General features: G+C 71.0%; 24 protein-coding genes and 1 tRNA gene. 12 read left to right on the top strand and 13 right to left on the bottom strand.

The genetic code is table 11. From position 1 onward, the window contains the following. Positions 1-76: 76 nt before the first annotated feature. Positions 77-814 (top strand): response regulator transcription factor CtrA, encoded by a 738-nt coding sequence (ctrA, locus tag ACVBD7_RS03045; RefSeq protein ID WP_458096043.1) that lies wholly within the window; start codon positions 77-79, stop codon positions 812-814. 127 nt (positions 815-941) lie between these two features. Here ctrA and ACVBD7_RS03040 read toward each other — a convergent pair whose 3' ends face one another. From ACVBD7_RS03040 to ACVBD7_RS03015, 6 genes are all read right to left on the bottom strand, one after another. Continuing rightward, a complete protein-coding gene (locus ACVBD7_RS03040) occupies positions 942-1,760 on the bottom strand; it encodes a CheR family methyltransferase (protein WP_458096042.1) in 819 nt (272 codons plus the stop codon). Next, positions 1,757-2,887 carry a chemotaxis-specific protein-glutamate methyltransferase CheB gene (cheB, locus tag ACVBD7_RS03035; protein ID WP_458096041.1) on the bottom strand — a complete coding sequence of 377 codons (1,131 nt, stop codon included), beginning with the start codon at positions 2,885-2,887 and terminating at the stop codon, positions 1,757-1,759. The genes ACVBD7_RS03040 and cheB overlap by 4 nt, the downstream gene beginning before the upstream one ends. Beyond that, positions 2,884-3,264, bottom strand: a complete 381-nt coding sequence (locus tag ACVBD7_RS03030; protein ID WP_458096040.1) for a response regulator — start codon at positions 3,262-3,264, stop codon at positions 2,884-2,886. The genes cheB and ACVBD7_RS03030 overlap by 4 nt, the downstream gene beginning before the upstream one ends. A 14-nt stretch (positions 3,265-3,278) precedes the next feature. Beyond that, complete coding sequence (locus tag ACVBD7_RS03025; RefSeq protein ID WP_458096039.1) at positions 3,279-3,776, bottom strand: chemotaxis protein CheW; 498 nt, start codon at positions 3,774-3,776, stop codon at positions 3,279-3,281. A 26-nt stretch (positions 3,777-3,802) separates the two neighbouring features. After that, positions 3,803-6,658 (bottom strand): chemotaxis protein CheW, encoded by a 2,856-nt coding sequence (locus tag ACVBD7_RS03020; RefSeq protein WP_458096038.1) that lies wholly within the window; start codon positions 6,656-6,658, stop codon positions 3,803-3,805. Between the two features lie 117 nt (positions 6,659-6,775). Next, positions 6,776-7,399 (bottom strand): histidine phosphotransferase family protein, encoded by a 624-nt coding sequence (locus ACVBD7_RS03015; protein WP_458096037.1) that lies wholly within the window; start codon positions 7,397-7,399, stop codon positions 6,776-6,778. 120 nt (positions 7,400-7,519) lie between these two features. Here ACVBD7_RS03015 and ACVBD7_RS03010 point away from each other — a divergent pair, with 120 nt between their 5' ends. From ACVBD7_RS03010 to ACVBD7_RS02995, 4 genes are all read left to right on the top strand, one after another. Next, positions 7,520-7,702 carry a DUF3553 domain-containing protein gene (locus ACVBD7_RS03010; protein ID WP_458096036.1) on the top strand — a complete coding sequence of 61 codons (183 nt, stop codon included), beginning with the start codon at positions 7,520-7,522 and terminating at the stop codon, positions 7,700-7,702. After that, complete coding sequence (locus ACVBD7_RS03005) at positions 7,699-8,454, top strand: sulfite exporter TauE/SafE family protein (RefSeq protein ID WP_458096035.1); 756 nt, start codon at positions 7,699-7,701, stop codon at positions 8,452-8,454. Before ACVBD7_RS03010 ends, ACVBD7_RS03005 begins: the two co-directional genes overlap by 4 nt. A gap of 101 nt (positions 8,455-8,555) precedes the next feature. Beyond that, positions 8,556-9,545, top strand: a complete 990-nt coding sequence (moaA, locus tag ACVBD7_RS03000) for a GTP 3',8-cyclase MoaA (RefSeq protein ID WP_458096034.1) — start codon at positions 8,556-8,558, stop codon at positions 9,543-9,545. A 49-nt stretch (positions 9,546-9,594) separates the two neighbouring features. Continuing rightward, on the top strand, positions 9,595-9,999 hold the full coding sequence (locus ACVBD7_RS02995) for a hypothetical protein (RefSeq protein WP_458096033.1): 405 nt from the start codon (positions 9,595-9,597) through the stop codon (positions 9,997-9,999). A 4-nt stretch (positions 10,000-10,003) separates the two neighbouring features. Here ACVBD7_RS02995 and ACVBD7_RS02990 read toward each other — a convergent pair whose 3' ends face one another. After that, on the bottom strand, positions 10,004-10,978 hold the full coding sequence (locus ACVBD7_RS02990; protein WP_458096032.1) for a Bug family tripartite tricarboxylate transporter substrate binding protein: 975 nt from the start codon (positions 10,976-10,978) through the stop codon (positions 10,004-10,006). Between the two features lie 118 nt (positions 10,979-11,096). Here ACVBD7_RS02990 and ACVBD7_RS02985 point away from each other — a divergent pair, with 118 nt between their 5' ends. After that, complete coding sequence (locus tag ACVBD7_RS02985; protein ID WP_458097622.1) at positions 11,097-12,464, top strand: replication-associated recombination protein A; 1,368 nt, start codon at positions 11,097-11,099, stop codon at positions 12,462-12,464. A gap of 9 nt (positions 12,465-12,473) precedes the next feature. Here the strand turns inward: ACVBD7_RS02985 and ACVBD7_RS02980 are convergent, their stop codons facing one another. Further along, positions 12,474-12,941 (bottom strand): YybH family protein, encoded by a 468-nt coding sequence (locus ACVBD7_RS02980; RefSeq protein ID WP_458096031.1) that lies wholly within the window; start codon positions 12,939-12,941, stop codon positions 12,474-12,476. A 559-nt stretch (positions 12,942-13,500) separates the two neighbouring features. Here ACVBD7_RS02980 and ACVBD7_RS02975 point away from each other — a divergent pair. Beyond that, positions 13,501-13,671, top strand: coding sequence for a hypothetical protein (locus ACVBD7_RS02975; protein WP_458096030.1), 171 nt, complete (start codon positions 13,501-13,503; stop codon positions 13,669-13,671). 55 nt (positions 13,672-13,726) lie between these two features. On the opposite strand, the gene ACVBD7_RS02970 is transcribed toward ACVBD7_RS02975, so the two are convergent. Then, positions 13,727-14,275, bottom strand: coding sequence for a GNAT family N-acetyltransferase (locus ACVBD7_RS02970; protein ID WP_458096029.1), 549 nt, complete (start codon positions 14,273-14,275; stop codon positions 13,727-13,729). 85 nt (positions 14,276-14,360) lie between these two features. Here ACVBD7_RS02970 and ACVBD7_RS02965 point away from each other — a divergent pair, with 85 nt between their 5' ends. After that, on the top strand, positions 14,361-15,335 hold the full coding sequence (locus ACVBD7_RS02965) for an RluA family pseudouridine synthase (RefSeq protein WP_458096028.1): 975 nt from the start codon (positions 14,361-14,363) through the stop codon (positions 15,333-15,335). Positions 15,336-15,357: 22 nt separating this feature from the next. After that, a complete protein-coding gene (locus tag ACVBD7_RS02960; RefSeq protein WP_458096027.1) occupies positions 15,358-17,925 on the top strand; it encodes an AsmA family protein in 2,568 nt (855 codons plus the stop codon). A 12-nt stretch (positions 17,926-17,937) separates the two neighbouring features. Here ACVBD7_RS02960 and ACVBD7_RS02955 read toward each other — a convergent pair. After that, positions 17,938-18,010 (bottom strand) — tRNA-Ile (locus ACVBD7_RS02955). 43 nt (positions 18,011-18,053) lie between these two features. Continuing rightward, entirely contained in the window at positions 18,054-19,295 is a 1,242-nt protein-coding gene (locus ACVBD7_RS02950; RefSeq protein WP_458096026.1) for an E22 family MetX-like putative esterase, read from the bottom strand. A 186-nt stretch (positions 19,296-19,481) separates the two neighbouring features. Here ACVBD7_RS02950 and ppa point away from each other — a divergent pair, with 186 nt between their 5' ends. Genes ppa through ACVBD7_RS02935 form a run of 3 tightly spaced genes read left to right on the top strand, consistent with a single transcriptional unit; the run spans position 19,482 to position 20,685 of the window. Beyond that, on the top strand, positions 19,482-20,009 hold the full coding sequence (gene ppa / locus ACVBD7_RS02945) for an inorganic diphosphatase (protein ID WP_458096025.1): 528 nt from the start codon (positions 19,482-19,484) through the stop codon (positions 20,007-20,009). 5 nt (positions 20,010-20,014) lie between these two features. Continuing rightward, entirely contained in the window at positions 20,015-20,347 is a 333-nt protein-coding gene (locus tag ACVBD7_RS02940; protein ID WP_458096024.1) for a hypothetical protein, read from the top strand. 38 nt (positions 20,348-20,385) lie between these two features. Beyond that, the gene (locus tag ACVBD7_RS02935; RefSeq protein WP_458096023.1) at positions 20,386-20,685 is read left to right on the top strand and encodes a hypothetical protein; all 300 of its coding nucleotides are present in this window, start codon (positions 20,386-20,388) and stop codon (positions 20,683-20,685) included. Between the two features lie 29 nt (positions 20,686-20,714). Here ACVBD7_RS02935 and ACVBD7_RS02930 read toward each other — a convergent pair whose 3' ends face one another. Both ACVBD7_RS02930 and ACVBD7_RS02925 read right to left on the bottom strand, forming a co-directional pair. Then, on the bottom strand, positions 20,715-21,527 hold the full coding sequence (locus tag ACVBD7_RS02930; RefSeq protein ID WP_458096022.1) for an alpha/beta fold hydrolase: 813 nt from the start codon (positions 21,525-21,527) through the stop codon (positions 20,715-20,717). A gap of 84 nt (positions 21,528-21,611) precedes the next feature. Beyond that, positions 21,612-22,166: a GNAT family N-acetyltransferase gene (locus tag ACVBD7_RS02925; RefSeq protein WP_458096021.1), complete on the bottom strand. Its 555-nt coding sequence runs from the start codon at positions 22,164-22,166 to the stop codon at positions 21,612-21,614.

Raw genomic sequence — 22,166 nt, 5'->3', positions numbered from 1 at the left:
CGAAGAGGTGAAAAGACCCCTTCAATACTCGCGCAGAAGTTGTCCTTATGCGCGGGGAACGAGAGGAGAACGAACGATGCGTGTCCTGCTGGTGGAAGACGACCTGACCACGGCCCGCGGCGTAACGCTGATGCTGAAGACTCAAGGCATGATCGTGGACGCGGCCGATACCGGAGAGGAGGCCCTCGAACTGGCCCGCCTCTACGACTACGACATCGTCATCCTCGACCTCATGCTGCCGGACATGGAGGGTTACGAGGTGGTCCGCCGGCTTCGCGCCGCCCGGCAGAACACGCCAGTTCTCATCCTCTCGGGCCTCTCCCGTCCGGGCGCGAAGGTGAAAGGCTTCGGCCTCGGCGCCGACGACTTCATCGTCAAACCTTTCGACAGCCAGGAGCTGATCGCCCGCATCCAGGCGATCGTCCGCCGCGCCAAGGGCTTCGCTCAGCCGAATGTCGCGGTCGGCAATCTCACCCTCGACCTGGGCGCCCGCGAGGCGAGTGTTTCGGGCCGCCCCGTGCACCTGACCGGCAAGGAATACGCGATCCTCGAACTCCTCACCCTCCGTAAGGGCATGGTGATGACCAAGGAAGCCTTCCTGAACCACCTCTATGGCGGCATGGACGAGCCGGAGGTGAAGATCATCGACGTGTTCATCTGCAAGCTCCGCAAGAAACTCGCCCAGGCCGGCTGCGACGAGCTCATCGGTACCGTCTGGGGCCGCGGCTACGTGCTGTGCGACCCGGCCGCGGCGCCGCTCCGCAGCCCGTCCGGCCTCATGCCCCACACCGCCCCGGCCAGTCAGGCGGCCTAGCGCGCGCTCACCGCGCCCAGGCGACCACCGCACGACCATCCCGAGCGGTCCCTTCCCCGAACAGGAGAAGGGAACCGCCCGGATCCGTTTGTTAGCCAGAGGCGGGCACGCGTGGATGTCGCCCCGCCTACCCGGCCATGGCCATCCGCGACACCGGGGCATAGACCCCACGCTCCCCCTCGATGATGGCGAAGCGGTCGGTCAGCCCAAGCACCGTTTCCGCCCCGCCGAGATAGAGCACCCCATCCGGGGCAAGCCGATCTGCGAGCGCTGCCAGCACCCGCGTCTTCGTCGGCGCATCGAAATAGATGAGCACATTGCGGCAGAAGATCACGTCAAAGCTGCCAAGATGGCGCAGGTCGGTCAGCAGGTTGCCGGTGTCGAAGCGCACAACCCCGCGCAGCGACGGCCCGATGCGCCACTGCCCGCCTTCCTGCTTGAAGTGCTTGACCAGCATCTGCACGGGCAGGCCGCGCTGCACCTCGAACTGGGAATAGACGCCCTCTCGCGCGCGCCGGACCACCTCCGTGCTCAGATCCGTCCCTACCACCTCCAGGCGCTGCAGCAGGCCGAGCGACTCCGCCACCATAGCCACCGAATAAGCCTCCTGCCCGGTGGAGCAGGCCGCCGAAAGCACCTTCAGCCGATGCGTCGCGCCCCGCGCGGCCGCGATGCGCGGCAACACGCGCTTGAGGTGCTCGAAGGGCTTGCCGTCGCGAAAGAAGAAGGACTCATTGGTCGTCAGAGCCTCGGTCACTGCCGACGCCAGGCGCTCCGCCCCTGGCGCGCGCAACCTGGCCGCCAGGAGGTCGAGATTGGCGATCCCTTGCTCCCGCATCAGCCCGCCCAGGCGCGTGTCGAGCATGTAGCCCTTGTCCGCGCCCAGCACGATGCCCGCACGGGTGCGGACCAGCGCCGCGATCGTCTCGAATGCCGCTGCGCTCACGATGCCAACCTCCCCGCTTCCGCCACGATCGCCGCGACCCGCGCCGCAAGCCGCTCCGGCGGCAGCAGCTCCCGGGCGATCCCGGCCCGAGCCACCGCTCCCGGCATCCCCCACACCACAGAGGACGCTTCGTCCTGCGCCAGCACCGTGCCACCCGCCGCGGCCAGGGCCCAGCACCCTGCGAGCCCGTCCTGCCCCATGCCGGTCAGGATCACCGCCAGCACGCGGCCATCGAAGGCCTTGGTGGCGCTCCGCAGCATCGGGTCGACCGCGGGTCGGCAGAAATGCTCCGGCGGATCGTCGCGCATCCGAACCACGGGCCCTGCCGGGGTGCGCTCCACGAGCAGGTGCCGGTCGCCTGGCGCCAGATACGCGTGCCCGGCCCGAAGCGCCTCGCCATCCCTGGCCTCCACCACCTCCAGCGGACCTACCCGGTTCAGGTGGTCCGCAAGCATCGTTGTGAAGCCTGCCGGCATGTGCTGCACGATGACGACCGGCACCGGCGGCGCTGGTACCAGCGCGCGCAAGAAGGTGGCCAGCGCCTGCGGCCCGCCCGTGGAGGACCCGACAGCCACCAGCCCCGGCGCGCCTGCGCTGCGCAGCGCGGCCGTCTTGGCACGTGCGACGGCCAGTGCCGCAGGAGGAGCAGACACGGCGGGCGGGCGCCGCATCCGGGCCCAGCCCTTCACCTTTTCCAGCAGCTCGGCGCGGAAGGCCGGGTCCATTGCCCCGCCCCCGCTCGCGCCAGGCTTGGGGATGTAGTCCGACGCGCCGGCCCGGAGCGCCGCCATGGCGGCGGCAGCCCCGCGCTGTGTCAACGCGCTCGCCACGATCACCACGGGGCGCGGTTCGGCGCGCAGCAACAGCGGCAATGCCGTCATGCCGTCCATGACCGGCATCTCGAGATCCAGCAGCACCACGTCCGGCCGAGCAGAGGCCAGCGCATCGAGCGCCTGCCGCCCATCACCCACCCGAGACACGACCTCGATCGCCGGGTCCTCGCCCAACAACCGCGAGAGGATCCCCCGCACCGTCGCGCTGTCGTCGCAGAGCATCACGCGCACGCGGCGTGCAACGGAACCGCTGCCCGGTCCTTGGGGCGGGGCGCCGGAATACGCAGCGCTCATGCGGCCTCGTCGGGCAGCAGCCCCAGCACATTGAGCTTGCCAGCGAGGATCGCATCATCGAACGGCTTCATGATGTATTCCTGCGCGCCGCCCTCCAGCGCCGCCACGATGCGGGACAAGTCGCTCTCCGTCGTGCAGAGCATGATCTGCGGCTCGTCCGGCCCGAACTCCTCCCGCGCGTGGCGCAGGAAGGTGATGCCGTCCATAACCGGCATATTCCAGTCCAACAGCACGAGCCGCGGCAGGGCCGCGCGGCAGGCATCCAGCGCCTGCTGCCCGTCCTCGGCCTCGCGCACGGCGAAGCCGCGTGCCTCCAGCATCCGGCGCGCGGCCCGTCTGACCGTGCGGCTGTCGTCGACCACCAGACAGTCGAGCATCCCCGCTTCTCCCCTCAGCCGATATCGAGGACGCGTTCGACGTCCAGCATGATCAGCAGCCGCGCCGTTCCTGCATCGTCGCCGCCCGGTACGTCCTGGTGAACACCCGCGCACACCTCACGCCATAGCGGGTCCAGCGTCGGCGGGTTGGGCGCCAGCCCCGCTTCCGGCAGGGCCAGCACGTCGCCGACCGAATCGGCCAGCAGCGCGTAGAGCTCGCCTCCACCCTCCACCACCACGCTCATCGGCGGCGGCGCACCCGCCTCGCGCGCTGGCAGGTTGAGGCGCCGGCGCAGATCCACCGCGGTTACAATGCGCCCGCGAAGGTTGAGCCCGCCCGCCACCTCCGGGGGTGCAAGCGGGATGGGCGTGATGACCTGCGCGCCGAGGATGTCGCGCACCCCCATGACGGGCACGCCGCAGAGTTGCCCCGCGACGGTGAGGGTGAGGATCGCGGTGTCAGCGGCGGGCGGCACCGAAGTGCGGCGCGAGGGGGTGAGGACGGCTTCCATGATCGGCTCCTGCTCGGTGCTACGAATTAGCGCTGCGTGTCAGACGGCTGGGCGACGCTCAGGCATCCGCGCAGCGCCTCCAGTAGCGCGTCGCGATCGAATTTCGGCACGTGGCGATCGAAGCCGGCATCGCGGCTGCGGCGCACCGCGGCGTCGTCGGTGTGCGAGGTCAACGCGACCAGCGGGGTAGCCTGCCACGCACCGCCATCCCGCGCCGCGCGGGCCAGGCCCAGCCCGTCCAACACGGGCATCTCGATATCGGAGACGATGGCGTCGAACACCTCTCCCGCCTCACGCAGTTTCAGCGCTTGCGTCCCGCTGGCCGCGGCCAGAACGTCGAAGCCGGCAGCGCCCAGCGCGGGCACTAGCATGTTGCGGAAGAAGGCGCTGTCCTCCACCACCAGCAGGCGCGGCCGGCGCTGGTCGCCCGTGCGCTGCGGCCCGAACCAGTCCTCGCCGGCCTGGCGCAGCCACCAGGCGCAATCGATCACCTCGGTCGCGCGCCCCGCGATCACCGCGGTACCAAGATAGCCGGGCCGCTCCTGCCCGCTCTCGATCTTGAGCGCCTCCTCAACCACGTCGAGGATCTCGTCCACGGCAAGGCCCATGGCACGCCCGCCATCGTTGAAGACGAGCACCGCCTGGCGTCCGCCCTGCACCGGCGGCATCCAGCCGTCACCCATTGGCACAAGCGGCATCAGCGCGCCGCGGTACTGCACCACGGGCTGCCCATGCGACATCTCGATCCGCTCGGCCGGCAGGTCCTCCAGCCGCGCGACCAGACCCAGCGGCACCGCCCGTGGCCCGCCCTCGCCGGCACGGAACAGCAGAAGCGACATCCGCTCCGAAGAGGAGGCATTCGCCACCGAGGTCCCGCGCCGGTCCTCTTGCACGCCCTCCGCGCCCACGCCGGTTGCCCGCGCGATGCCGTTCGGGTCCAGGATCATGATGACGCTGCCATCGCCCAGGATGGTGTTGCCGCTGAACATGGTCACATGCCGCAGGATCGGCGCGACCGGCTTGACCACGATCTCCTCGGTATCGAAGACACGGTCCACGATGATGCCGAACAGGTTCTGTCCGACTTGCGTGACAACGACGAAGCCGCCCCGCTCCGCATCCGGCCGCTCGTCCAGCCGCAGCAGCCGCGAGAGCGAGACTAGAGGCAGCAGCCGGTCGCGCAGCCGCAGCACCGGCGCGTCCTTGATATGCGTCACGCCATCCCCGGCGCGCACCAGCTCCACCACGCCGATCTGAGGGATGGCGAAGCGCTCGCCCCCCGCCTCCACGATCAGGGCGGAAACGATGGCGAGCGTCAGCGGGATCTTGATAAGGAAGGTCGTGCCCTTCCCCTCGCGTGAGCGCAGGTCGATCGTGCCGCCGATCTTCTCGATATTGGTCTTCACCACATCCATGCCGACGCCGCGTCCGGAGACGGAGGTGACGGCGGCCGCCGTGGAAAAGCCCGCGCGGAAGATGAAGCGCTGAATGTCGCGCTCTCCCATCCCCGCCAGCTCCTGCTCGGTCGCCAGGCCCTGGGACAGCACCTTGGCGCGGATCTTCTCGATGGCCAGGCCACGCCCGTCATCGCCCACCTCAATGATGATGTGCCCGCCCTCGTGATAGGCATCGAGGGTGATGCGCCCTGCCTCCGGCTTGCCGGCCTCTCGCCGTGCCACCGGCCCTTCCAGCCCGTGGTCGCCGGAATTGCGGACCATATGCGTCAGCGGGTCACGGATCATCTCCAGCACTTGCCGGTCCAGCTCCGTGTCGGCGCCGCGCATGTCGAGCTCGATCTTCTTGCCCAGTTCGCGCGCGAGATCCCGCACCAACCGCGGCAGGCCCTTCCAGGCATTGCCGATCGGCTGCATACGCGTCTTCATCACGCCTTCCTGCAGCTCGGAAGTGATATGCGAGAGGCGTTGCAGCGGCCCGGTCAGCGCGCTGTCCTCCCGCGCGCGGGAGAGCTGGAGGAGCTGGTTGCGCGTCAGCACCAGTTCGCTCACCAGCGTCATCAAGCTCTCGAGCACGTCCACATTCACCCGCAGCGTCTGCGCCACCGCCACGGCCTCGCCGGCCGGCGCTGTCGCGGGCTCAACAGGTGGCGCGGCCGGCACGGAGGGCGGAGCGGCGGCGACAGCCACCGCTTCCGGTCCGGGCGATGACTGCGGCGCGGTGTTCGGCTCATCGGGCAACTCGGCCCCAGGCGCAGCCTTCCTGCGGCGCGGCGCCGACTTGGCCCTTGGCGCCGTTGCAGCAGCCATGACCGAAGAGGCCGGCGAGAGCGCAGCCGCAACGGGAACAGGCGGGGAAGCGACTTCGGCCGCCGGCATCGCGACAGGCTCGGCCAACTCTTCGGCGATCGGCTCGGAAAGCTGTTGGGGGCTCGTCTTGGCCCTGGGCTTCGCCGCGCGGCGCTTCGACTTCGTCGGCACCACAACAGGCATTACGACGGGCCCGACTGCCACCGACGCAGGTGCCAGCGCCGCATCCTCCGCCGGCACCTCGCCGGCGAAGACCGCGTCCAACTCCGCGATGATCGCCAAATCGTCTCCGGCCGGCTCGGACCCCGTGGCCTCCAGCCCGCTCATGATCTCCCGCACGCGGTCCACCACCCGCAGGATCAGCGAGACCCCGCCCGAGGTGACAGAAAGCGAGCCGTCCCGGTAGCGGCCGAGGACGTTCTCGCCGGCATGCGCCACCTTCTCCAACCGGGAGAGGCCGAGGAAGCCGCAAGTGCCCTTGATGGTGTGGATCAGGCGGAAGATCTCGCCGACTGTCTGGGGATCATTCGGGTGGCGCTCAAGCCGCAGCAGCGCTGCATCGAGCCCGGCCAGCCCCTCTCCGCACTCGGTGAGGAAGTCGGCGATCAAGTCGTCCATCGGAACCCCGCGATCGGTCTGTCCACGCAAGGATCGCCGGGGGACACGAAGATTCCGTAAAGCCGCGCGGAGAAGCCGCGAGCCGGAGAGGCCCGGCCCAGGGCCAGGCCGTCGCGATCAGTCCTCCGCCGCCACGGCACGCCCGCCCGGCGCCGGTCGCAGGACCAGCGGCGCGACTCCCTCCCCCGGCCCCGTGGCGAGCGAGAGCACGATCCCCGCCGCCTCGGACAGGCTCAGCAGCAGCGGCGCGACCACGTCCCGCGGTCCGGTGACCGTCTCCCCCGCCAGCACGGCCGTGAGCGCGTGCGGCCAGTTGGCGTTCCGCCCCTCCGGCGTGATCGTCACTTCGCTGTCACACCCGGCTACGCGCACCAGGCCCCCGCGCGGCAGCGCCTCGCTCCCCACCATCGCCGCGGCAAGCAGCGCCTGCGCCAGCGGGGCAGGCATGACCGATGCGTCCAGGCCCGAGAGATCGATCATCACCCGACCATTCGAAAGCGAGCCATCCAGCAGCTCGGCCAGCCCGTCCCGGCCGAGCGGACCGATGCCGGCACCGGCCGCGGCGCGCCAGAGCCGCAGCCGGCGGCGCATGGCTTCAGCGCCGTCGCGCGCAACGGACAGCGCCTCGTCGGGCGCCGCCTCGGCAAGGTCCAGGGCGCCGGAGAGCGCCCCCAACGGTCCGCCGAGGTCATGGCAGATGCGTGCGCAAACGTCCTGCGCCAGGGAAAGCTCGTCCGTCATGGGCGCTCCTGAAAGGGGAATGGCGCTTGTGCCGCCGCCCAGCTTGATGGCTAGTAAAGCCGCACGGTGGGCGGCAGCCGCCCCGCCCAATTCCGAAACGCAAAATCGGCGATCCACTCAATGTTCGACAGCATCTTCGAGCCGGGGCAACTCGTGCGCCATCCCGGCCGCCCGGACTGGGGCACGGGCCAGGTCCAGTCCGTCATCGGAGACAGGGTCACGGTCAACTTCGAGCACGCGGGCAAATTGCTGATCAACACGGCCCATACAACCCTGGATATCCTGGACGGACCCGCCTCTTGAGCGGTCTCGTGGCGACCCTCGGCGAGGCCGTGCTCAACATCCCCTTCCTTCTCGCAGTCCTCGCCACGGCGGTGGCAGGGCTGATGCGCGGCTATTCCGGATTCGGCACCGCCATCCTCCTCGCCCCGATCTTCGCCACCCTTTGGGGGCCGCGCGCCGGCGTGCCGGTCGTCCTGCTCATGGAACTTCTCGTCTCCGCCCAGCTTCTGCCCCGCGCGCTGGGCGAGGCCGACCGGCGCATGGTGGTTCCGATCGGCCTCGCCGCCGTTCTTGCCATGCCGCTCGGCTCGCTCGTCCTTCTCGCGGCCGATGGCGCCACGCTTCGGCGGGCCATCGGCGCCCTCGTCCTCGTTTTCGGCTTCGTCCTGCTCTCGCCCTGGCGCTACCACGGCGCCCGCCCGCTGGGCGTGAACCTCGTGGTCGGCGCGGTGGCCGGCCTGCTCAAGGGGGCCACAGGCATGTCCGGGCCGCCGGTCATCCTTTACTTCCTGTCAGGGCCCGAGGAGGCCAGGCGGCACCGGGCCAACTTCATCCTGTTCTTCGGGGTGATCGGAGTCGCCTCGATCGTGCCGCCGCTGTTCACCGGCCTGATCGACCTTCCGGCCCTGCTCCGCTCCGCGGCCCTGCTTCCGGTCCTGCTGGTCTGCGTGCGCATCGGGGCCGCGATGTTCCATCACATCCCGCCAGCCTGGTACCGCCGCTTCGCCTTCCTGGCCCTGCTCGCCGCGGGCGGAATCGCCCTGCTGGGCTGATCCCGCGGGGCTGCCCCGCCCGGGCGATACCTCACCGCCCCTTGCGGAGACCCGGGTCTGGCGCCCAAATCACCGACTGGTACCCAGGAGCGACCCAGACCATGCTCGATCCGTTCGGCCGGCGGATCTCCTATCTGCGGGTCTCGGTGACGGACCGCTGCGACCTTCGCTGCGTCTACTGCATGGCCGAGGACATGACCTTCCTCCCCAAGCGGGACCTCCTCACGCTTGAGGAGCTGGAGCGGCTGTGCGGCGCCTTCATCGACCTGGGCGTGGACCGCATCCGCCTCACGGGCGGGGAACCGCTGGTGCGCCGCGGGGTCATGCAGCTGTTCCAGGGTCTCGGGAGCCGTATCGGGGAAGGCGGGCTGCGAGAGCTCACTGTCACCACCAACGGCACCCAGCTGACCAAGACCGCCGAGGACCTGTTCCGCGCCGGGGTGCGGCGCATCAATGTCTCGATGGACACGCTGGACCCCGAGACCTTCGCCGCCGTCACCCGCTGGGGGAAGCTCGAGCAGACGCTGGACGGCATCTTTGCCGCCAAGGCCGCCGGCCTGCAGGTGAAGATCAACGCCGTCGCGCTGAAAGGCGTGAACGAGCACGAATACGATCGAATGATCGCCTGGTGCGGCGAGCACGGCTTCGACCTGACGCTGATCGAGACAATGCCGCTCGGCGAGGTCAACGGCGACCGCACCGATCAGTACCTGCCCCTCTCCGCCGTCCGCCGCCGCATCGCCGAGCGCTGGACCCTGCTGCCCAGCACCCACCAGACCGGCGGCCCCGCCCGCTACGAGACGGTGCAGGAAACCGGCCGGCGCATCGGCTTCATCACGCCGATGACCCACAACTTCTGCGAGAGCTGCAACCGCGTGCGCCTGACCTGCACCGGCACGCTCTACATGTGCCTGGGCCAGGAGGACGCGGCCGACCTTCGCGCCCCGCTGCGCGACCCGTCGCTCGGCGATGCGGGCTTGCGGGACGCCATTCTCTCGGCCATTGCGCGCAAGCCGAAGGGGCATGATTTCGTCATCGGGCGGGAACAGCGTCCCTCGGTCGGCCGCCATATGAGCGTGACGGGCGGCTGAGCCGCACGGCAGAGCGACGGGCGGGGCAAAGAGCAGGAGAGCGAGGCGCGTGCTGGATTCGGAATTCGTCCACAGGCTGGCCATCCCCGGCCTTCCGGAATGGAGCGGACTGGTCGTCCTGCTGCTCGGCCTTCTCGTGCTCGCCGCCTTTCTGATGATGCCCTTCAGCGTAATCGGCCTGAAGTCGCGCCTCGATTCCATTGAGGCTCAGCTGGACGACGTGCAGCAGGAAATCCGCAGCCTCGCCCTGCGCCTGCCCGAGCCCGTGGCCCTTCGCCGCCGCCCGGCCGGCACGGAAGAAGCCTATGAGGAGCCGCTCCCCCCGCCCCGCCAGGAAATGGTGCTGCGGGAGGACCGGGCACCGCGCATGACGCCGCCCATCCCCCCGCCACCCGCCTGGCCCGAGGCCGGGCGCGCCCGAACCGAGCCGCGGCTCGGCGCCCCTCGGCGCTGAGGCGTCACCCCACCTCGATCTTCGCGCTGCGCACGATCTCGGCCATCGCCCGCCGCTGCGCCGCGACATAGGCCGCGAACTCGGCCGGATCGGTCCCCACCGGGATCGCCCCGAGGGCATCCAGCCGCTGGCGCACCGTCTCGTCGGCCAGCGCGGCGCGGGCGGCCTCGTGCAGCCGGGCGACCACCAGCGCGGGGGTACGGGCCGGCGCGTAGAGCCCGTTCCACTCGTTCAGCTCGTAACCCGGGTATCCCTGTTCCGCGATGGTCGGCACTTCCGGCAGCGGCGGGATGCGGGTAGCCGTCGTGACACCCAGCGCCCGCAGCCGCCCGTCCCGCACCAGTTGCAGCGAGGAGGAGACGGTGCCGAAGACGAAGGCCAGGGCTCCCCCCAACACGTCCTGCAGCGCCGCAGTGCCGCCGCGATAGGGGACATGCTGGATGTCCAGCTCCGCGCGCTGCAGGAACAGCGCGGCCGCCAGATGCGCGGCCGTCGCATTGCCCGAGGAGCCGTAGGAGAGGTCCTTGCCCTTCGCCCAGGCCACGAATTCCGGCACCGTCCGCGCCGGCACCTTCGTGGGGTCCACCACCAGCAGTTGCGGCAGCACCACCACTTGGCTGATCGGGGTAAAGGCGGTGCCGTAGTCGAAGGACAGGCCCTTCAGCACGAAGGGGTTCACCACATGGGCGAGCGCATCGACCATAATGGTGTGCCCATCCGGCTGTGCCCGGGCCAGCTCGCCGGCGCCGAGACTTCCCCCCGCGCCAGGCCGGTTCTCCACCACCACGGTCTGGCCGAGCGCGGCCCCCATGGGCCCGCCCAGCAGCCGCGCGGTCGTGTCCACCCCGCCGCCCGGGGTGTAGGGCGCCAGCAGGCGGATGGAGCGGCTGGGAAAGGGCGTCTGGGCCTGGGCCGGCCGGATCTGCAACGCCGGAAGTGCGAGCAGCGCGGCGCCGAGGGCGCGTCGGGTGTGGGGCATGGTGGGTCCTCCTGCGGGGCAACCTAGCCCGTCCGCAGGATGCGCGCGCGCGGGTTAACATCCACCCATCGGCCGCAGGCCCATCGAAGCGCGCCTCGCCATGCCCTATCCTGCCCGCATGCCGCCCCGCCGCCCTGCCGACGCCGCCCCGGACGACCTCTTTGGCACCCCCGATGCCCCGCCGGATGCCGGCGCGCCCGCCGCCACGGGGCCCCGCCCGCTGGCCGACCGCCTCCGCCCGAAGACCCTTTCCGAGGTCGTCGGCCAGGACCACCTCCTCGGCCCCGAGGGCGCGTTGCGCCGCATGCTGGATCGCGGGGCGCTGGCCTCCCTCGTCCTCTGGGGTCCGCCCGGGGTGGGCAAGACCACCATTGCCCGTTTGCTGGCCGAGGAGGCGAATCTTCGCTTCACCGCCCTCTCGGCCGTGTTCAGCGGCGTCGCCGACCTCAAACGGGCTTTCGACGAGGCCCGCGCCCGTCGCGCCAACGGCCGCGCCACCCTGCTCTTCGTGGACGAGATCCACCGCTTCAACCGCGCCCAGCAGGACGGCTTCCTGCCGGTGGTGGAGGACGGCACCGTGGTGCTGGTGGGCGCCACGACGGAAAACCCCTCCTTCGCCCTGAACGGCGCGCTTCTCTCGCGCTCCCAGGTAATGGTGCTCAAGCGGCTGGACGACCCCGCGCTCGACCTGCTGCTCACCCGCGCCGAGGCCGAGGCCGGCCATCCCCTGCCGCTCGACGAACCCGCCCGCGCCACGCTGCGCGCCATGGCCGATGGCGACGGCCGCTACCTGCTCAACATGGCCGAGCAACTGCAGGCCCTGCCCGCCGGCACGAAGCCGCTCGACCCCGCCGGGCTGTCATCCCTGCTGGCGAAGCGCGCCGCGCTCTACGACAAGGATCGGGAGGAGCACTACAACCTCATCTCCGCGCTGCATAAGTCGCTGCGCGGCTCCGATCCCGATGCGGCGCTCTACTGGTTCGCGCGGATGATCAAGGGTGGCGAGGACCCGCGCTACATCGCCCGCCGCCTGCTCCGCTTCGCCTCCGAGGATGTCGGCGCCGCTGACCCGGCCTCCCTCACCCTCGCCCTCGGCGCCTGGGAGAGCTACGAGCGCCTCGGCAGCCCGGAGGGCGAGCTGGCCCTGGCGCAACTGGTGCTGCATCTCGCCGCCGCGCCGAAGTCCAACGCCGCCTACACCGCATGGAAGGCCGCCCAGGCCCTGGCCGGCGAGACCGGCAGCCTCATGCCCCCGCCCAACATCCTCAACGCGCCCACCAAGCTGATGAAGTCCCTCGGCTACGGCCGCGACTACGCCTATGACCACGACACCGAGGAGGGCTTCTCGGGCGCGAACTACTTCCCCGAGGGCATGGGGCGCATGCGCCTCTATCGCCCGACCGAGCGGGGCGCCGAGGCCCGCGTGGCGCGGCACCTCGATCGGCTGGAGGAGTTGCGAGAGGAGCTTCGCCAGGGCCGCCGCTGAGGCGCTGCCTCAGCTCCGAGACGGCTTCTTCCCGTACGACACGTCCGGCGTGCCGCGGAACAGCGACATATGCGTGTGCGTCGCCACCCAGGGATCGCCCACCCTCTCGCGTGCCAGGGCAACGGTGGCGCGGCCCGGCCGGTCGAAGGGCGTCCCGTCCGGGTGGTATCCAGTCGAGTCCCACACGCCCATGCCCGTGGCCTGCAGCCGGTCGGGCGAGACCACGGCCAGCACATTGTCCAGCCGCCAGGTGAAGCCGTCGATGGTCGGCCACACCTTGCGCCACTGGTTCCGCTCGGCCTCGTCCCGACCCGGGACGAAGTCGCTGTAGGTACCGAAGGCGATGAAGTCCTCGGCGAACAGCACGCGGGCCGGGGCAAGATCCACCGCCCGCACATGCTCGGCCAGCAGCCGGAACCACTCCCGCACGAGGGCAAGGTCCTGCGGATCAACGGGGGCTGTGGCCCTGACGGACATGATGCGGTCTCCCTCTTGGCGCGCGAAGTTCGGGAACCCGCCCCGCCCGCGCAAGCCCCGGCCTGGCCTTAACCTTCCGAAAGCGTTCCCTGCGCCATCCTGCCCGCCCGAGCCGCAGGACGCAGCGCCATGGACATCCTCCCCGCCCAGGATCCCTTCGAGGCCAAGCCGCTGTCCTTCAGCGCGCGCGAATTCCGCCTGCGGAACCTGTTCCCGACGCCGCTCCTGATGGCCCCGGTGAATGACGCCGAGGACCTCAACGCCCGCCTGCGCCCGGCCATCCTCGCCCAGGCCGGCATGTCGGATGGCGTCACCCGCAACAACTGCGGGGGCTGGCAGTCGGACGATGACTTCTGGACCTGGTCCGGCCCCGCCGGTGCCTCGCTGCTGGATGCCGCAACCGGGTTGGTGAACGGCATCACCCGCCTGCGCACCGCCGAGGGTGCGGAGCGCGAGGGGATGCCGCGCTCGCGCAGCAACGCCTGGGCCAGCATCAACTGCACCGGCCACTCCAACCACCCGCACCACCATCCCGCCGCCTTCTGGTCCGGCGTACTGGGTGGATGCCGGCGACGGGCCGGGCGGCGAGTTCGAGATCCACGATCCCCGCGGCATCCTGCCGGGCTTCTTCGCCCCGCAACTCCGCATGGCCATCCCCGGCTGCCTCAGCGCCGGGCTCACGGATTACGTCACGGCGGAGAGCGGCATGATGATCGTCTTCCCGGCCTAGCTGGTGCATGGCGTGCGCGAGTACCGGGGCACGCGCCCGCGCATTTCGGTCGCCTTCAACTTCTCGGTCTGAGGACCGGGCGGCCGTCCCGCCTCACCTCCCAGACCACCACCCGCTCGTCCCGCCCGCGCGCGGCCGCGTGGATGAGGCGCTCGCCGCCCGGCTGCATCCCGAGGGCGCGCATGACCGCGAAGGAGGCATGGTTGTCGGGCTGCGCGGCGGCCTCGATCACCGGGACATCCAGCTCTGCAAAGGCCACGGGCAGAAGCGCGGCGGCGGCCTCCCGCAGGAAGCCCTGGCCCTGATGGGCCTCGGCGCACCACCACCCCATGGCGGCGCGGGCCCGGTTGTCGTGCCGGCGAAGGGCGTGAACCCAGCCGACCAGCGCGCCGTTCGGCCGCCGTTCCACCACGCAGGGCAGGCCGATCGGGCGCCAGCAGGCGATCCGGTCCGCCATCCGCTCCGCCGTCCAGGGCATTCCCCAGGAGGCCAGTCGGGCGGAGATGGTGCCGGTCATCAGGGCCGCGAGCGGTGCGGCATCGGCGCTCTCCGCCAGGCGCAGGGCCAGGCGCGGGGTGTGAATCGGCGAAAAATCCCTGCTCATCGCGCGAGCTTGCGGGAAGGCCGGCCGCCGGCGAAGGCCTGCGGGGTGCATGCCAGGGCCGAGGGGGTGCTAGACACGCCCTGCCATGACCATTGCCCTCATCACCGTCGCCGAAGGCGAGGCCGATCTCCGCCTCGACCGCTGGTTCCGCCGCCATCACCCCCACATCAACCAGGGGGCATTGCAGAAGATGCTCCGCACCGGCCAGGTCCGCGTGGACGGCAAGCGGGCGGAGACCGGCACGCGCCTCGTCCCCGGCCAGCAGATCCGGGTACCGCCCCTGCCCGATGCGCCGCCGCCTGCCCCGGCCCACCGCGCCTTTTCCGAGCGCGACGCGGCCATGCTCGAGCGGCTGATCATCTACCAGGACGATTCGGTGATCGCGATCGACAAGCCGCACGGCCTCCCCGTCCAGGGCGGCCCGGGCATCGAGCGTCATCTGGACGGCATGTTGGACGCGCTGCGCTTCGGCCATGAGGACCGCCCGCGCCTCGTCCACCGGCTGGACCGCGACACCTCCGGTGTGCTGCTGCTCGCGCGCAACGGCGCCGCCGCCGCGAAGCTCGCTGCCGCCTTCCGCGGGCGGGACGCGCGCAAGACCTATTGGGCGCTGGTTGTCGGCCGCCCCCACCCGCTCTCGGGGCGGATCAACATGCCCCTGACGAAGCAGGGCGGTCCCCGCGGCGAACGGACCGCCCCCGCGGAGGAGGGCGATGACGCCTCAGTCGCCATTACCGACTTCCGCGTGGTGGACAATGCCCGCAAGCACGTCTCCTGGCTGGAGATGAACCCGCTGACTGGCCGCACCCACCAGATCCGCGTCCATGCGGCCTCGGCGCTGAAGACCCCCATCCTGGGGGACGGCAAGTATGGCGGCGCGGCGGCCCATCTGGAGGGGATGTCGAACCTCCTCCACCTCCATGCCCGCGCGATCGAGCTGCCGCATCCCGAGGGCGGCACTCTTTCCGTCTCGGCACCGCTGCCGCCCCATATGAACGAGAGCTTCGCCTTCCTCGGCTTCGACCGTCCTCGCACCCCGCCCGCCGGGCGGACCCGCTGAACCGCACCCCGGGAACCGGATCATGACCGAGACCTCCGGCCCCTCTCCGGTCCCACGCAGCCGCCTGCGCCGGGCACGGCCCTGGCTGATCGCCCTTGCCCTTCTCGTCGTTGGGCTTCCCCTGGCCGGCTACGCTGCCCTGCTTGCCTTCCTCCGCACCGACTCGCTGCGCCCCCGCATCGAGGCGGCGGTGGAGGCGGCGACCGGGCGGGCCCTGACCCTCTCGGCCGTCACACTCCGCCCGGCCCTGGTGCCGACGCTCTCGCTGGAAGGGGCCGTCCTCGCCAACCCGCCCGGCTTCTCTCGCCCGGAGATGCTGCGGGTCCGGCGGATCGAGGTGGAGGTGGCCCTGGTGCCACTCCTCTCTCGGCAGGTGGAGCTCCGCCGCCTCACCCTGGTCGAGCCCGACCTTCTCCTCGAGACGGATGCCGGCGGCCGGGCCAACTGGCAATTCGCCCGGCCGCCGCAGCCGGACGCCCCGCCGCCCGGCGCGGCCCCGGCCGCACCCGCCGAACCCGCGCACCCCTTCGGCCTGGAGGTCGGCGCCGTCGCCCTCGAGCGCGGCCGCGTCACCTGGCGCAGTCCGGGCCGGGAGGAAGTGCTGGAGCTCCCCCGCCTCACTCTCCGCACGGCCGAGCGCGCCATTGTCGCTGAGGGTCAGGCGGTCGCGCGCGGCGTCACCGCCACCGTCAACGGCGGCACCGGGCCGCTCGCCACCCTGTTGGCCGGCGCGGCGGGGGACTGGCCGTTTCGCCTCGGCATCTCCGCCCCCGGCATGAACGCCGAGGCGAACGGAACCCTCGCGCTCCCCCTTCGGCCGGATGCCTGGCAGGCGCGGCTCGCGGCCACGGCCGACACCGCTGCACGCCTCGCCCCATTTCTTCCCGGCACAGCTCTGCCCGAGGCGCGAAACCTGTCCCTGGTGGCCGAGGCAACCGGTGCGGCGGGCCTGACCGCCCTGCACGTCTCTGTTGCGGAGGCGGCACTCGCCGTCGCAGGCCGTCCGCTACGGATAGGCCCCGCCCAGGTTTCCGCCACACCGGACGCGCCGATCTCGCTGGACGGCACGCTTCATCTTGGCGGGCTCCCGCTCACCCTCGCCGCCCAGGGTCCGCGGCTCGCCGAGGCTCGCGCGGGCGGCGCGATCCCGCTCGCCGTCACCATCACGGGCGAGGGCCTCTCGGCCACGGCTCGGGGCGCCCTTGCCGCAGGCGGCGGAATCGAGGGGACGGAGTGGCGCTTCGGGCTGCAGGCCGCCGATCTGCGCGCGCTCGGTGCCCGTGCCGGCACTGCCTTGCCCGGGCTGCACGATGCCGTGGTGGAGGGGCAGCTGCGTGTGGTGCCCGGAGGCGGACAGATCCCTGCCTTCACCCTCACCTCAAGGGAGGCGGCCGGGGAGGCGAGCGGGACATGGCGGCAGGACGGCGCCCTGCCCCGCATCACCCTCCGTGCCCGGCTGGAGCGCGTGGACGCCGACTCGCTCCTTGCGCCTGCTCCGGCGGCGTCCGCCGCAGAAGCGGCACTGGCCGCCCCCGCACCGAGCCCTGCCCCGCCGCCTCAGGCGGCACCGCCAGCGGCCCGGCCCGATGGCCGCGTCATTCCTGACACCCCGATCGACCTTTCCGCGATCCGCGATGCCCCCTTGGCCCTGGATGCCGAAGCCACCCTCGCCGCGCTGCGGTTGCGCGGCGCCGATTGGCGGGAGGTTTCGCTTCGCGCCGTGCTGGACGGACGCGCCCTGAAAGTCGAGCGGTTCGCCGGTACGACGCCGGGCGGTCCGATCAGCGGCAGCATCCTGGCCGAGGCCGGCGCTACCCCGCCACGCCTCGCGCTCGATCTCCGCAGCGGAGAGGGTGGCGTGGACCCGGCCCCGTTGCTCGCCTCCCTCGGCGCGCACTCCCCCGTCTCCGGCCACGCGGCACTCGATCTTTCCTTACGCGGCGCAGGCAGCGGGCTGCGCGCCCTGGCAGGGAGCCTGGAGGGCCATCTCGGCCTCGCGATGACCGGTGGGCGGCTCGACCCACGGCTGCTGGCCGGCGCCACCACCGCCCTGCGCGGCATCGTGCCGGAGGGCACGACCGCCAGTGCCGCCGAGATCCGCTGCCTCGCCCTGCGCTTCGATCTTGGCTCCGGCGTGGCGCAGTCTCGTGCCCTGCTGGTGCAGACCGGAGTGGCGAGCACCACCGGCGCCGGCGCGGCCAACCTGGCGGACGAAACCCTCGCCTTCCGCCTGCGCCCGGTAATTCGGGTGGGCGAGGTATCGCTGACCACCCCACTCGGCATCACCGGCCGCTTCGGCAGCCCGCGAGTCTCGGTGGATCCGAATGCCGCGACGGCAGCGGCGGCCGGTGTGCTGGGCGGCCTGGCCCAACGCTCCGGCGATGACAACGCGGCGGCAATCGGCAATCTGGTGGAAGGCCTGCTCGGCGGCCGCAACGCGCCCCCGCCGGCGGCGGATTGCGCGGGGCAGCTTGCCCTCGCCCGTGGGGCAGCCCCTGCGGTCGGCGCTCCACCGCCCCCGCCCGCCGAGGCCCCACGCGACCGCCGCCCGCAGGTGCAGGACCTGCTGCGGGGCTTGCTGGGGCGGTAGGGGTTCGCGGGATGGGCCGGGCAGGAATCGAACCCGCAACCAAGCCGTTATGAGCGGCCAGCTCTAACCGTTGAGCTACCGGCCCGTCCCAGGAGGCTCCTTAGATCACCCTGATGGCGTGAGAAAGCTCAGGGCGCGAGGAAGGCGCGAATCTGCGCCTCCGCCTTCGCCATCGCCGCGACGCCCTCGAGGTGACCGAGCCCGCCCTCGAGATCCACCACCTCGACCGGTCGCCCGGCGCGGCGCAGGGCCTCGGCGAGGTCGCGGTTGTAGGCGATGGGGAAGACCCGGTCCCCCGGCGCCGGCACCACGAGCCAGCGGGCCTGGCTACGGCCCAGGGCCGTTGCCGTATCCGGGTACTCGTTCAGGAACAGCTGGTTCGCGCGGGTGAGATAGAGGAAAGCATTGGCATCGGCGGTCTTCGCTCGGGCCGTGGCGGCGTCCTCCAGGAACTTCTCCACGGCGAAGCTGTCGTTGATGCGGCGGGCAGGGTCCTGGCCCTCCACGGGGCGGCGGCCGAACATCGCCATGGAGCCGCGATCGCGCGCCTGGAGGGTGACGATTTTCAGCGCCTCCGCCAAACCCCGCAGTGGCGGCTCGCGGCCCTGGCCGTAGTAGTCGCCGCCTCGCCAGTTGGGGTCCGTGCGGATGGGGGATTCCCACAGCTCCATCCAGCCGATCAGGAAGGCGTCGAACTCGCCGGTGCCGACGGCGGGCATCACGCGGTCGACCATCTCCGGATAGGCGCAGGCCCATTCGATGGCCTGCAGCGCACCCATCGACGGCCCGGCCACAAGCGCCAGGCGCTTGACGCCCAGGCTGTCCAGCAAACGCTTCTGCACCTCGATGAAGTCCCGCATCGAGACCACGGGGAAGTTCATCCCGAAGGGGCGGCCGGTGGAGGGGTCCAGCGTCGCGGGTCCGGTGCTGGTGGTCTGCGTATCGTTGAGGTTGAGGTTCACCAGCGTGTCGGAGGACACGACGAAGAATCGATTCGTGTCGATCGCCTTGCCCGGCCCGACGATGTCGTCCCAGTAGCCGGCCGGCCCGCTCGGGGCGTAGCGGCCGAAGGCGTGGCTGTTGGCCGAGAAGAAATGGGTGATGAGCACGGCATTGTCGCCGGCCGGGTTCAGCGTGCCCGCGGTCTGGTAACCGACGCGGGCGTTCGGCACGGTGCCGCCGCCGCGCGTACGGTACTCACCGGCCTCGAAGACCTGCTTGCGGACGATGAGGGCACCAGATCCTGGTGCTGCGGGGGCGGGAACCGGGGCCGGCGACTGGGCCTGGGCAACGGCGCGGCCTGCGGCGAACAGGGCCGGAACCGCTGGCAGGGCAGCGAGCAGCGCGCGGCGGGGCACGGCACGGGTCATGGCAATCTCTCCCCAGAATCATGGGCCCAGGGTTTCGGGCATGGTTCGCACCATGCTGCGGGGCGCCGGGCCGCCCCGCAAGCGCCCGGGCGGCGCACCCGAATTGCCGGGTCGCGCCACCACTGCTAGAGGCGCAGCGATACCCTCTTACACCCGCGCCGATGCGCTCCAACCCAGGACCGACGCATGAACCTCGAGAAGATCCCGACCGGCAAAGATGCGCCGCACGACATCAACGTGGTGATCGAGATCCCCGAGGGCTCCTCGGTGAAGTACGAGCTGGATAAGGACAGCGGCGCAGTGGTGGTGGACCGCTTCCTGTTCACCCCGATGAACTACCCGGCCGCCTATGGCTTCATCCCCGGCACGCTGGCCGATGACGGCGACCCGACCGACGCGCTGGTGCTGATCCCCGCCGCCGTGGTCCCGGGCTGTGTCATCCGCTGCCGCCCAATCGGCGTGCTGCTGATGGAGGACGAGGCCGGGCAGGATGAGAAGCTCGTCTGCGTGCCGCATGACAAGCTGCATCCCTACTTCACGGACATCCAGTCCTGCGACGACCTGCCCAAGATCACGCGCCAGCAGATCGAGCACTTTTTCGCCCGCTACAAGGACCTGGAGCCCGGCAAGTGGGTGAAGATCACGGGCTGGGGCACCAAGGCCCAGGCCGAGGAGCTGATCCTCAAGGGCATTGAGGCCGCCTCGAAGAAGTAGCCACCGTGGCCCCGCTGGCCGAGGCCCTCTCTCCCCGGCGGAGCTGGAGCTGGGGGCGCTGGATCCTCCTCGCCCTCACCCTGATCGGCTGGGCACCCACGGCCTTCTGGGCCGCGGGCCTGATCCTGGCAGACCATTACGGCTGCCGGATCGGCGGCTCGGCCGGCCCCTGCCCGACGCCCTTCGGCGATATCGGGTCCGGCCTCTACGGCATGACTATGGCGGGAGGCTGGTTAATGATCCCGGCCGCCCTCATCGCATTACCCACCGGCCTCGCCTGGGTGGTCATCTTCTTCCGCTGGCTCCTTCAGCGTCGGCACGGCCGGACAAACCCCTGACGCCACGCCTGCCCCCTGGGATCGGTCCGGGCCGTCCGATGAACAGGCTGGGGCTGCTGATCGGCCTCGGCCTCGTCACCCTGCTCGGCTGGGCGCCCTTCCTCTCCGTGCTGTTCACCTCGGCGGTGGCAGGAGCCCTGGACTGCCGGGTGGATGAGAGCAGCATCCACCCCTGCCCCGGCCCGTTTGGCACCGATCTCGGGGAGCTACTCTACACCACCGGCATAATGGGCTGGTTCATGCTGGTCACCTGGCCCATCGTCATCGGGACCACCATCGCCTGGGTCGTGATCCTGCTGCGCTGGATCTGGCAGCGTATCCGCAGACCCCGCGGCTAAGGGACGGCGCGTCCACCGCCCCTTCCGGCTCAACCAATCCCGGCAAGAAGGTCCACCACGCGCTGCGGGTCCGGGATCTCCACGTCATGCGGTACGGGCAGATCGACGTAGCGCCAGCCCTGCTTCGCCTTGGCCCGCTGCCGGCTCGGCTCGATCGAGGCGAGGGCAGGGTTGGTATAGGCGACATAGGTGACCGGCAGCCCGGCCCCCGCCGGCTTCGAGAGGCGCATCGGGCTCTCATAGGTGCCGATGGGGTGCGGGCGCAGGCGGCGCATGAACCAGTCCTTGTTGGGGCTGGCGGGGATGGGAAAGCCGTCGGGGCCGGGCACGGGCAAGGCCACGCCGCCGCCCTGCTCCCGCGCCACCTGCCGGCGGCCGTCGGCCATGCCGGTGGGCAGGATGTCGAAGACCTTCTCGCCGTTCTCCGGGATCAACGCGTCGAGATAGACGATGTGGCGGATGCGGTCGGTCAGCCGGTCCGCAACGCCGGTTACGGCCACGCCGCCGTAGGAATGGCCGACGAGGATGATGTCGCGCAGCTCGTCGGTCTGGATGACGTTGGCCACGTCTTCGATATGCGTGTCCACCGTGATCTGGCGGGACATGAGGTGACTGCGCTCGCCAAGGCCGGTCTGGGTGGGGGTACGGACCTCATGGCCCAGGCGGCGAAGGCCGGCGGCCACGTCGCGCCAGATCCAGCCGCCGCCATAGGCGCCATGGACGAGAACATAGGTCTTCGGGGCCGTAGGGGTCGCGGCAGGGGCCGGGGCCGTTTGCGCCTGCGCGAGGGTGGCCGCGGCCGGCGTGGCCGCGAGGGCGCCAAGCATGCTTCTGCGGTCCATGGCACAAATCCTCCGGTGTTTTGTTTGCCGGAAGGCTAGGTGCGCGCGCCCGGCCGGGTCAACCGGCGGGCGATGCGGGGATGGCTAGCCGGCGCGCGGCGGCAGGCGCAGCCCGAGATTCGTCGGCACCGGCCATTCCTCGCGCACCCGGCGCACCGGGCTGAAGCCGGCGGCGATGTAGTTGGGCAGGGCGCGCGGGTGGTCGGCCGTGCAGGTGTTCACGGTGAGAATGGAGCAGGGACCGGCCCAGGCGGTGTCAATCGCGTGGCGCAGGAAGAGGCGGCCCAGCCCGTGGCCGATCGCGTGTGGCATGAGACCGAAATAGGAGAGGTTGGTCGTGCCGTCCCAGCGCCGCTCCAGCTCATGGAAGCCGGCGGGCTCGCCATCCCGGTAGAGGACATGGATGGAGACGGCGGGATCGCGGAGAAGGACCGCGATCTTCTCGTCCGGCAGGGTGCGTCGCAGCCACCAGCAGTAGTCGCGCCCGACCGTGTCGTAGAGGTAGCGGTAAAACGGCACGGAGCAGCCCGTGACCTTCGCCACGGCCACCTCAGGCGGCAACACCGCCGGCGGGTCAGCCGGCGGGCGCTGCATGCGGAGGAAGGTGACTTCGACCTGAACCGGGGTCGTCGCGGACAT

Source organism: Roseomonas sp. WA12 (genome assembly GCF_054165765.1).
This window is presented reverse-complemented; position numbering and strand designations above follow the sequence as displayed.

Coding starts and splice junctions, on each gene's coding strand:
- ACVBD7_RS02925 (WP_458096021.1), bottom strand. CDS start 22,166: ATGTCCGCGACGACCCCGGTTCAGGTCGAAGTCACCTTCCTCCGCATG.
- ACVBD7_RS02985 (WP_458097622.1), top strand. CDS start 11,097: ATGCCGCCCCGCCGCCCTGCCGACGCCGCCCCGGACGACCTCTTTGGC.
- ppa (WP_458096025.1), top strand. CDS start 19,482: ATGAACCTCGAGAAGATCCCGACCGGCAAAGATGCGCCGCACGACATC.
- ACVBD7_RS02970 (WP_458096029.1), bottom strand. CDS start 14,275: ATGAGCAGGGATTTTTCGCCGATTCACACCCCGCGCCTGGCCCTGCGC.
- ACVBD7_RS02965 (WP_458096028.1), top strand. CDS start 14,361: ATGACCATTGCCCTCATCACCGTCGCCGAAGGCGAGGCCGATCTCCGC.
- ACVBD7_RS02935 (WP_458096023.1), top strand. CDS start 20,386: ATGAACAGGCTGGGGCTGCTGATCGGCCTCGGCCTCGTCACCCTGCTC.
- ACVBD7_RS02950 (WP_458096026.1), bottom strand. CDS start 19,295: ATGACCCGTGCCGTGCCCCGCCGCGCGCTGCTCGCTGCCCTGCCAGCG.
- ACVBD7_RS03015 (WP_458096037.1), bottom strand. CDS start 7,399: ATGACGGACGAGCTTTCCCTGGCGCAGGACGTTTGCGCACGCATCTGC.
- ACVBD7_RS03025 (WP_458096039.1), bottom strand. CDS start 3,776: ATGGAAGCCGTCCTCACCCCCTCGCGCCGCACTTCGGTGCCGCCCGCC.
- cheB (WP_458096041.1), bottom strand. CDS start 2,887: ATGAGCGCTGCGTATTCCGGCGCCCCGCCCCAAGGACCGGGCAGCGGT.
- ACVBD7_RS03030 (WP_458096040.1), bottom strand. CDS start 3,264: ATGCTCGACTGTCTGGTGGTCGACGACAGCCGCACGGTCAGACGGGCC.
- moaA (WP_458096034.1), top strand. CDS start 8,556: ATGCTCGATCCGTTCGGCCGGCGGATCTCCTATCTGCGGGTCTCGGTG.
- ACVBD7_RS03020 (WP_458096038.1), bottom strand. CDS start 6,658: ATGGACGACTTGATCGCCGACTTCCTCACCGAGTGCGGAGAGGGGCTG.
- ACVBD7_RS02960 (WP_458096027.1), top strand. CDS start 15,358: ATGACCGAGACCTCCGGCCCCTCTCCGGTCCCACGCAGCCGCCTGCGC.
- ACVBD7_RS02980 (WP_458096031.1), bottom strand. CDS start 12,941: ATGTCCGTCAGGGCCACAGCCCCCGTTGATCCGCAGGACCTTGCCCTC.
- ctrA (WP_458096043.1), top strand. CDS start 77: ATGCGTGTCCTGCTGGTGGAAGACGACCTGACCACGGCCCGCGGCGTA.
- ACVBD7_RS02930 (WP_458096022.1), bottom strand. CDS start 21,527: ATGGACCGCAGAAGCATGCTTGGCGCCCTCGCGGCCACGCCGGCCGCG.
- ACVBD7_RS02990 (WP_458096032.1), bottom strand. CDS start 10,978: ATGCCCCACACCCGACGCGCCCTCGGCGCCGCGCTGCTCGCACTTCCG.
- ACVBD7_RS03010 (WP_458096036.1), top strand. CDS start 7,520: ATGTTCGACAGCATCTTCGAGCCGGGGCAACTCGTGCGCCATCCCGGC.